Source organism: Pseudomonas sp. Pseusp97 (genome assembly GCF_047304025.1).
In the GTDB taxonomy this organism is placed as follows: Bacteria; Pseudomonadota; Gammaproteobacteria; order Pseudomonadales; family Pseudomonadaceae; genus Pseudomonas.
The window spans coordinates 22,188-29,165 of sequence record NZ_JBGLYK010000050.1; the positions used below are offsets into that span (position 1 = coordinate 22,188).

A 6,978-nucleotide genomic window follows, 5' to 3' on the forward strand; every position below is an offset into this window, starting at 1 on the left:
GGTCCGCTCGCTCAGAGTTGCTGCAGGCGGAACATCGCGATCTTGTTGATCTCCGCCAGGGCGGTCTGGAACTCCTGCTCCGGCGTGTTGTGGATGCGCTCTTCGAACGCAGCCAGGATCTGGTGGCGGTTGCTGCCCTTCACCGCCTTGATGAAGGGGAAGCCGAACCTGGCCTTGTAGGCATCGTTGAGCTCGGTGAAGCGGGCGAATTCCTCCGCGGTGCAATCCTGGATGCCCGCGCCGGCCTGTTCGGCGGTGCTGGAAGCGGTCAGCTCGCCGCGGATCGCGGCCTTGCCGGCGAGGTCCGGGTGCGCGTTGATCAGCGCCAGCTGCGCTTCATGGCTGGCGGAGAGGAGGATGTCGGCCATGCGCTGATGCAGCAGCTCGATGTCGTTCAGGCTGTCGTCGACGCCCAGGTCATAGGCCTTCTCGGCGACCCACGGGGAGTGCTCGTAGATATCGGCGAAGGCCTTGACGAAGGCGGCGCGGTCGAGGCTGGCCGGGATCAGGGTCTGGAAGCGGCTCATGCCTTGTTCTCCTGCGCTTTGAACGGGTGGTTCTCGTGCCAGTGCCTGGCGATGTCGACGCGGCGGGTGATCCACACTTTCTCGTGACCTTTAACGTACTGGATGAAACGCTCCAGCGAGGCCATACGCGCCGGACGGCCCAGCAGGCGGCAGTGCATGCCGATGGAGAGCATCTTCGGTGCGCCCTCGGCGCCCTCGGCATAGAGCACGTCGAAGGCGTCCTTCAGGTATTCGAAGAAGTCGTCGCCCTTGTTGAAGCCCTGCACCTGGGTGAAGCGCATGTCGTTGGTGTCCAGGGTGTAGGGGATCACCAGGTGCGGCTTCTCGGGGGTGCTGGCCGGGTCCCAGTAGGGCAGGTCGTCGTCGTAGGTGTCGGAGTCGTAGAGGAAGTTGCCGTCCTCGCGGACGATACGGCGGGTGTTCGGGCCCAGGCGGCCGGTGTACCAGCCCTGCGGGCGCTGGCCGGTCAGCTCGGTGAGGATGCGCACGGCCTCGAACATGTGCTCGCGCTCCTGCGCTTCGTCCATGTACTGGTAGTCGATCCAGCGGTAGCCGTGGCTGCAGATCTCGTGGCCGTCGGCGACCATCTGGCGGATCGCCTCGGGATGGCGCTGGGCGGCCATGGCCACGGCGAACACGGTCAGCGGCAGGTCGTACTTGCGGAACAGCTTGAGCAGGCGCCATACGCCGGCGCGGCTGCCGTACTCGTACAGCGACTCCATGCACATGTTGCGCTCGCCCTTGAGCGGCTGGGCGGCGACCATCTCGGAGAGGAAGGCCTCGGATTCGGCATCGCCGTGCAGGATGTTGCGCTCGCCGCCTTCTTCATAGTTGAGGACGAAGGACAGGGCGATGCGCGCATCGTTCGGCCAGTGCGGATGGGGGATGTTGTTGCCGTAACCGATCAGGTCGCGTGGGTAGTCAGCGCTCACTGCAGTGTTCCTTCTTGTGGTTGGCGGTCGGCGCCGGGTCGGTGGACTGTGCGCTGCCGTTGATGGGTGCATTGTATACAAAATGTGAGGCGGTCTGTAAATACAATCTGCGCAACGGTCATTTCATTTCGTCCATCCGCAGTCGGCGGCGCGCAAATGCCGGGTATGCCCAGTCGCGCTGCGGGCTTGGGGCACTTTGCGAGGGCTCGCAGGATGGCTGGTCGGCATGCGCTGCGGGGGCTTTTTGGCAGATCGAATCACTTTTTTGTATACAATCAATTGTGTCGCTGGGTATATTCGCTTCACCCAAACGCACCTGCCGGCTGCCTCCATGGTGGCCCGCCCATTCGCATCAACAAGACAGAGGAGGAAGGTGTCGGCCGGCTCCGCCGCAGGACACCGATAAGCCCATGGGACGCCTGACCACTCACGTACTGGATTCCGCCCACGGTTGCCCTGGCCATGGCATCAAGATCGAGCTGTACCGCGTCGAAGGCCAGCAGCTGGAACTGATCGCCATCCGCGTGACCAACGATGACGGGCGCTGCGACGAGCCACTGCTGCAGGGTGAGGATTTCCGCCCCGGCGTCTACCAGCTGCTGTTCAATGCCGGCGACTATTACCGTGGCCGCGGCGTGAAGCTGCCGGAGCCGGCGTTCCTCGACCAGGTCGTGCTGCGCTTCGGCATCGCCTCGCAGAGCGACCACTACCATGTGCCGCTGCTGATTTCCCCCTACAGCTATTCCACCTATCGCGGCAGCTAGTCCCCGCCCGTAGGTCTCCCCCTGACTCTTCGTGGAGTCTTCCTCGGCCCGCCCACACTGCGGGCTTTTTTTTGCGTGCGATTTCTCCTACGGGTAGTCCAGCCTGGGCTAGAACTATCTGGAAAATCCTTTTTTGAGAGAGCGCATGAGCAGGATCCTGATCGTCGAAGAACAACCGGTAACGCGCCACGCCTTGCGCCTGATGATGGAAGCCGACCGCCATGAAGTGGTCGGCGAAGCGGACAACGGCCCCGATGCCTTGCATCAGGTGCGCCAATGCAAGCCGGACCTGATGATCCTCGAACTCTCCATTCCGCGGCTGGGCGGGCTGGAGGTGCTGCAGCGCCTGGTCGCCCAGGACTCGCCGGTGAAGGTGCTGGTACTGACCTCGCAGGACTCGGAGTACTTCGCGGGCCGCTGCCTGACCGCCGGCGCTGCCGGTTTCGTCAGCAAGCAGGAAGACCCGCAGGCGGTGCGCGAGGCGGTACGCGCCATCGCCCAGGGCCATAGCTACTTCCCCAGCCACGCCCTGGGTAGCGTCAGCGCCGCCGAGGAGGCTGGCCATGGCGGCCTGCTCAAGGACCTGTCGGTGCGCGAGCTGAGCGTCCTGCAGCTGCTGGCGCAGGGGTTGAGCAATATCGCCATCGCCGACCAGTTGGCCATCAGCGACAAGACCGTGAGCACCTACAAGGTGCGGCTGATGCAGAAGCTGCACGCGAAATCGCTGGTGGAGCTGATCGATATCGCCCGGCGCCACGGGTTGGTGGAAGGTGGCGCCCCGGCGGAGGAACAGGGCGCGGTCGCCGCGCTGGATGACGAGCAGATTCGCGAGCTGGGGCTGCTTCGTTCGATCATCGATTCTCTGCCGCATATCATGACCGTCCGTGGCATGGATGCGCGGATCCTGTTCTGCAACAAGGTAGGTCTGGAGCGCGCCGGCTTGGAGTTGGAGGATGTGGTCGGCAAGTGGGTGATCGACCTTGGGGTCTTCAACAACACGGCCGAAGCGGAAATGCTCCATGAAAAGCTCAAAGCCGCCATCGCGGCGGGCGAGCCTTACGACAAGGATGTTGAATTCGAGTCTGCGAAAAGCGGCCGCCGGGTATTCCATCACTGGGGGAGGCCCTACCACGACGTCAACGGCAAGCTGATCGGGGCAATCTGCGGCTCCATCGATATCAGCGAGCGCGAGGAGCTGGTGCGTGCGTTGCGCAATGCCAACGCCCGTATCGAGAACATCAGCCGCGGCAAGACGCAGTTCCTCGCCGGCATCACCAGCGAATTGCAGGGCCCGTTGCAGACCATCATCGCCATGATCGACCTGGCGCGGAACCAGGATGATCCTGCCCGCCGCAACGAGCCGCTGGAGGTCGCGCGCAAACTGGCCGGCAACCTGCTGGGCGTGGCCGATGATTTCCAGCTGCTCAGCCGGGCCAAGTCCGGCGTCCTGCCCCTGGCGCCGGAGGAGATCGACTTGCGTGCGCTGGTCGAGCGTCAGGTGGAACTGATGCAGGCCTCCGCCTCGGCCAAGGGGCTGGAGCTGCGCTGCGACTTCAGTCTGGCGCTGAAGAACCGCGTCTGGTGCGATCCGCAGCGGCTGCGCCAGGTCTTGAGCAATCTGCTGGATAACGCCGTGCGCTATACCGACAGCGGCTCCGTGGAAGTCCACTTGCGCTCGCGGGGAAAGGGCCAGGGCATGGTGGAAATCGAACTGGATGTGCTGGATACCGGCATCGGCATTTCCGAGCAGGAATTGCCCTGGCTGTTCGAACCGTTCAGTCATTCCCTGGATGACCAGCGCCTTGGCCGCGGGGGCACCGGGCTGGGCGGTGCCCTGTGCCGTAGCCTGGTTGAGTTGATGGGAGGCGAGATCAGCGCCACCAGTCAGTTGGGCGCTGGCACCCAGGTGCAGGTGCGCCTTCTGCTGCCTGATGCGACGCCTTGAAGTGTTGAAAGCAAAGACCCCGGCCAAGGCCGGGGTCTTTGCTTCTGCGGGGAAGGAAATGCGTCAGAGGAAAATGAACTTGGCCACGAAGATCGCGCACAGCGCGTACAGGCTGATGGTCACGTCCTTGTGGCGGCCGGTGAAGACCTTCATCGCCACGTAGGTCACGAAGCCCAGGGCGATGCCGTCGGCGACCGAGAAGGTCAGCGGCATCATGATGACGGTGACGATGGCCGGGATGGTCTCGGTGTGCTCGTTCCAGTCGATGTGGGCCATGCCGCCCATCATCAGCATGGCGACGTAGATCAGCGCGCCGGCGGTGGCGTAGGCGGGGATCATGCCGGCCAGCGGGGCGAAGAACATCGCCGCGACGAACAGCACGCCCACCACCACGGCGGTCAGCCCTGTGCGGCCACCGGCGGCGACGCCCGCAGCGCTTTCCACATAGCTGGTCACCGGCGGCACGCCGAGCACCGCGCCGAAGGCGCTGGAGGTGCTGTCGGCCTTCATCGCTTTCGACAGGTTCTCGATGCGGCCGTCCTCACGCACCAGGTGCGCACGCTGGGCGACGCCCATCAGGGTGCCGGCGGTGTCGAACATGTGCACGAAGAGGAAGGCGAGGATCACGCTGATCATGGTCACGTTGAACGCGCCGGCGATGTCCATCGCCAGGAAGGTCGGCGCCAGGCTCGGCGGCATGGAGAACACACCGCCGAACTGGACGATGCCCAGCGCGATGCCGGCCACGGTGACGGTGAGGATGCTGATCAGGATGCCGCCGAACACGCGGCGGTATTCGAGTACCGCGATCATCAGGAAGCAGATGGCGGCGAGCAGCGGGCCGGGGCTGGTCAGGTCACCCAGGTGAACCAGGGTGGCGGGGCTGGCGACCACGATGCCGGCGGTCTTCAGGCCGATCAGCCCGAGGAACAGGCCGACGCCGGCGCCCATGGCGAAGCGCAGGCTGACCGGGATGCTGTTGAGCAGCCACTCACGAATGCGCGAGAAGGTCAGGATCATGAAGGCGATGCCGGAGATGAACACCGCGCCCAGCGCGATCTCCCAGCTGTAGTTCATGGTCTTGACCACGGTGTAGGTGAAGAAGGCGTTGAGGCCCATGCCCGGCGCCAGGCCCACCGGCCAGTTGGCGTACAGGCCCATCAGGAAGCAGCCGAGCGCGGCGGCAAGGCAGGTCGCGACGAAGGCGGCGCCGTGGTCGATGCCGGCGTCGGCCATGATGTTGGGGTTGACGAAGATGATGTACGCCATGGTGATGAAGGTCGTGAGACCCGCGGCGAGTTCGGTCTTCACGGTGGTGCCGTGCTGGCTGAGCTTGAACAGGCGTTCGAGCAGGCCGGTGGCAGGCGGGCTGGTTGCAAAGGCTTGTTGTTCTTGTTTGGTGCTTTCCACAGCGGTACTCCTCAACGCTCTTGTTGTTGGTCCCTTGCCGTCGGCTGGTTCACCTGCGTCCCTTGCGCTAACGGAAAGAGTTGTGAGGGTGTGAATGTTGACCTTTGGGTCAGGAAGTCACGCCGCGATTATGCAGTTGTGTACAAAAAGTTCAAATAATGTTTAGTGTTCTGCCGGAAGATTTTTACAAGAAAAGCATCGGAATGGTCGCACGCGTGGCTTCGCCAGGCGCCGGCATCGCGCGGGCCCGGGGCCGATGGCCAGTCGCGCGTGACGGCTGCACGATAGTGGCCACTTTGTGTACACTGTGCCCCATGCCTGGCCCGCGGCCAGCTCCACCCAAGCCCCCACGGATTTCGCGCCGGTTCACCCGGCTGAGCAGGGTTCGACTCCGATGACCGACCAGTTGCAACAGATCAGGAAGCAGCCGCGCAATGGCAAGGCGCGCAGCGGCACTCAGGACGAGATCGTCTACGCGCACATCTTCGACGCCATCCTCGAACAGCGCCTGGCGCCCGGCACCAAGCTGAGCGAAGAGGCCCTCGGCGAGATCTTCGGCGTCAGCCGCACCATCATCCGTCGCGCGCTGTCGCGCCTGGCCCACGAGCAGGTCGTCCTGCTGCGCCCGAACCGCGGCGCGGTGGTGGCCAGCCCGAGCATCGACGAAGCCCGGCAGATCCTCTTCGCCCGCCGCACCGTGGAGCGCGCGATCACCGAATTGGCCGTGGACAACGCCAGCGGCGACGCCCTGGCCGAACTGCGCGACATGGTGAAGCAGGAGCAATCCAGCTTCGCCCGCGGCGACCGTGGCGCCGGCATCCGTCTCTCCGGCGAATTCCACCTCAAGCTCGCCGAGATGGCGAAGAATGCGCCGCTGGTGGTGTTCCAGCGCAGCCTGGTGTCGCAGACCTCGCTGATCATCGCCCAGTACGAAAGCGGCGGCCGCTCGCACTGCTCGTTCGACGAGCACAACGAGATCCTCGACGCCATCGAGAAGGGCGACAAGGAAAAGGCCGTGACCCTGATGATGCACCACATGGCGCACATCGACGACAAGCTGAACCTGGACGTGGACGGCGCCTCCGGCGACCTGCACGCGGTGTTCTCGCACCTGCTGGCCGGCAAGAAGAAGCCGCGCCGCAGCAAGGCCGACGCCGACTCGGCGGCCTGATCTTCGAGACAGCCAAAAGCCCCGCATCTGCGGGGCTTTTTCGTTTCAGCACGGATAGCTCTTTTCCTTTGTAGGAGCGAGCTTGCTCGCGAACGCACGGCACCCTTGGGGATCGGCATGACCAAGGTTCGGGGGCCAACAACCCGCCAAAAGGGGTTTTGGCGCGGGGGCAAACCCCGGTGGCGGGGGGGGGGTTGTTTGGGGGGGGGGTGGGGGGCACCCCCGCCCC

General features: G+C 64.5%; 6 protein-coding genes. 3 read left to right on the plus strand and 3 right to left on the minus strand.

Going from position 1 to position 6,978, the window contains the following annotated elements:
* Window positions 1–11 precede the first annotated feature (11 nt).
* Both uraD and puuE read right to left on the minus strand, forming a co-directional pair.
* Window positions 12–527, minus strand: a complete 516-nt coding sequence (gene uraD / locus ACCC94_RS11575; protein WP_413349602.1) for a 2-oxo-4-hydroxy-4-carboxy-5-ureidoimidazoline decarboxylase — start codon at window positions 525–527, stop codon at window positions 12–14.
* Entirely contained in the window at window positions 524–1,459 is a 936-nt protein-coding gene (puuE, locus tag ACCC94_RS11580; RefSeq protein WP_413349603.1) for an allantoinase PuuE, read from the minus strand. The genes uraD and puuE overlap by 4 nt, the downstream gene beginning before the upstream one ends.
* Window positions 1,460–1,869: 410 nt before the next feature.
* Here puuE and uraH point away from each other — a divergent pair, with 410 nt between their 5' ends.
* On the plus strand, window positions 1,870–2,223 hold the full coding sequence (uraH, locus tag ACCC94_RS11585) for a hydroxyisourate hydrolase (RefSeq protein ID WP_413349604.1): 354 nt from the start codon (window positions 1,870–1,872) through the stop codon (window positions 2,221–2,223).
* A 145-nt stretch (window positions 2,224–2,368) separates the two neighbouring features.
* The gene (locus ACCC94_RS11590; RefSeq protein WP_413349605.1) at window positions 2,369–4,168 is read left to right on the plus strand and encodes an ATP-binding protein; all 1,800 of its coding nucleotides are present in this window, start codon (window positions 2,369–2,371) and stop codon (window positions 4,166–4,168) included.
* A 63-nt stretch (window positions 4,169–4,231) separates the two neighbouring features.
* Here the strand turns inward: ACCC94_RS11590 and ACCC94_RS11595 are convergent, their stop codons facing one another.
* Window positions 4,232–5,578 (minus strand): NCS2 family permease, encoded by a 1,347-nt coding sequence (locus tag ACCC94_RS11595; protein ID WP_413349606.1) that lies wholly within the window; start codon window positions 5,576–5,578, stop codon window positions 4,232–4,234.
* Window positions 5,579–5,972: 394 nt separating this feature from the next.
* On the opposite strand from ACCC94_RS11595, the gene ACCC94_RS11600 reads away from it, so the two are divergent.
* On the plus strand, window positions 5,973–6,749 hold the full coding sequence (locus ACCC94_RS11600; RefSeq protein WP_037017034.1) for a GntR family transcriptional regulator: 777 nt from the start codon (window positions 5,973–5,975) through the stop codon (window positions 6,747–6,749).
* The last annotated feature ends 229 nt before the right edge of the window (window positions 6,750–6,978 follow it).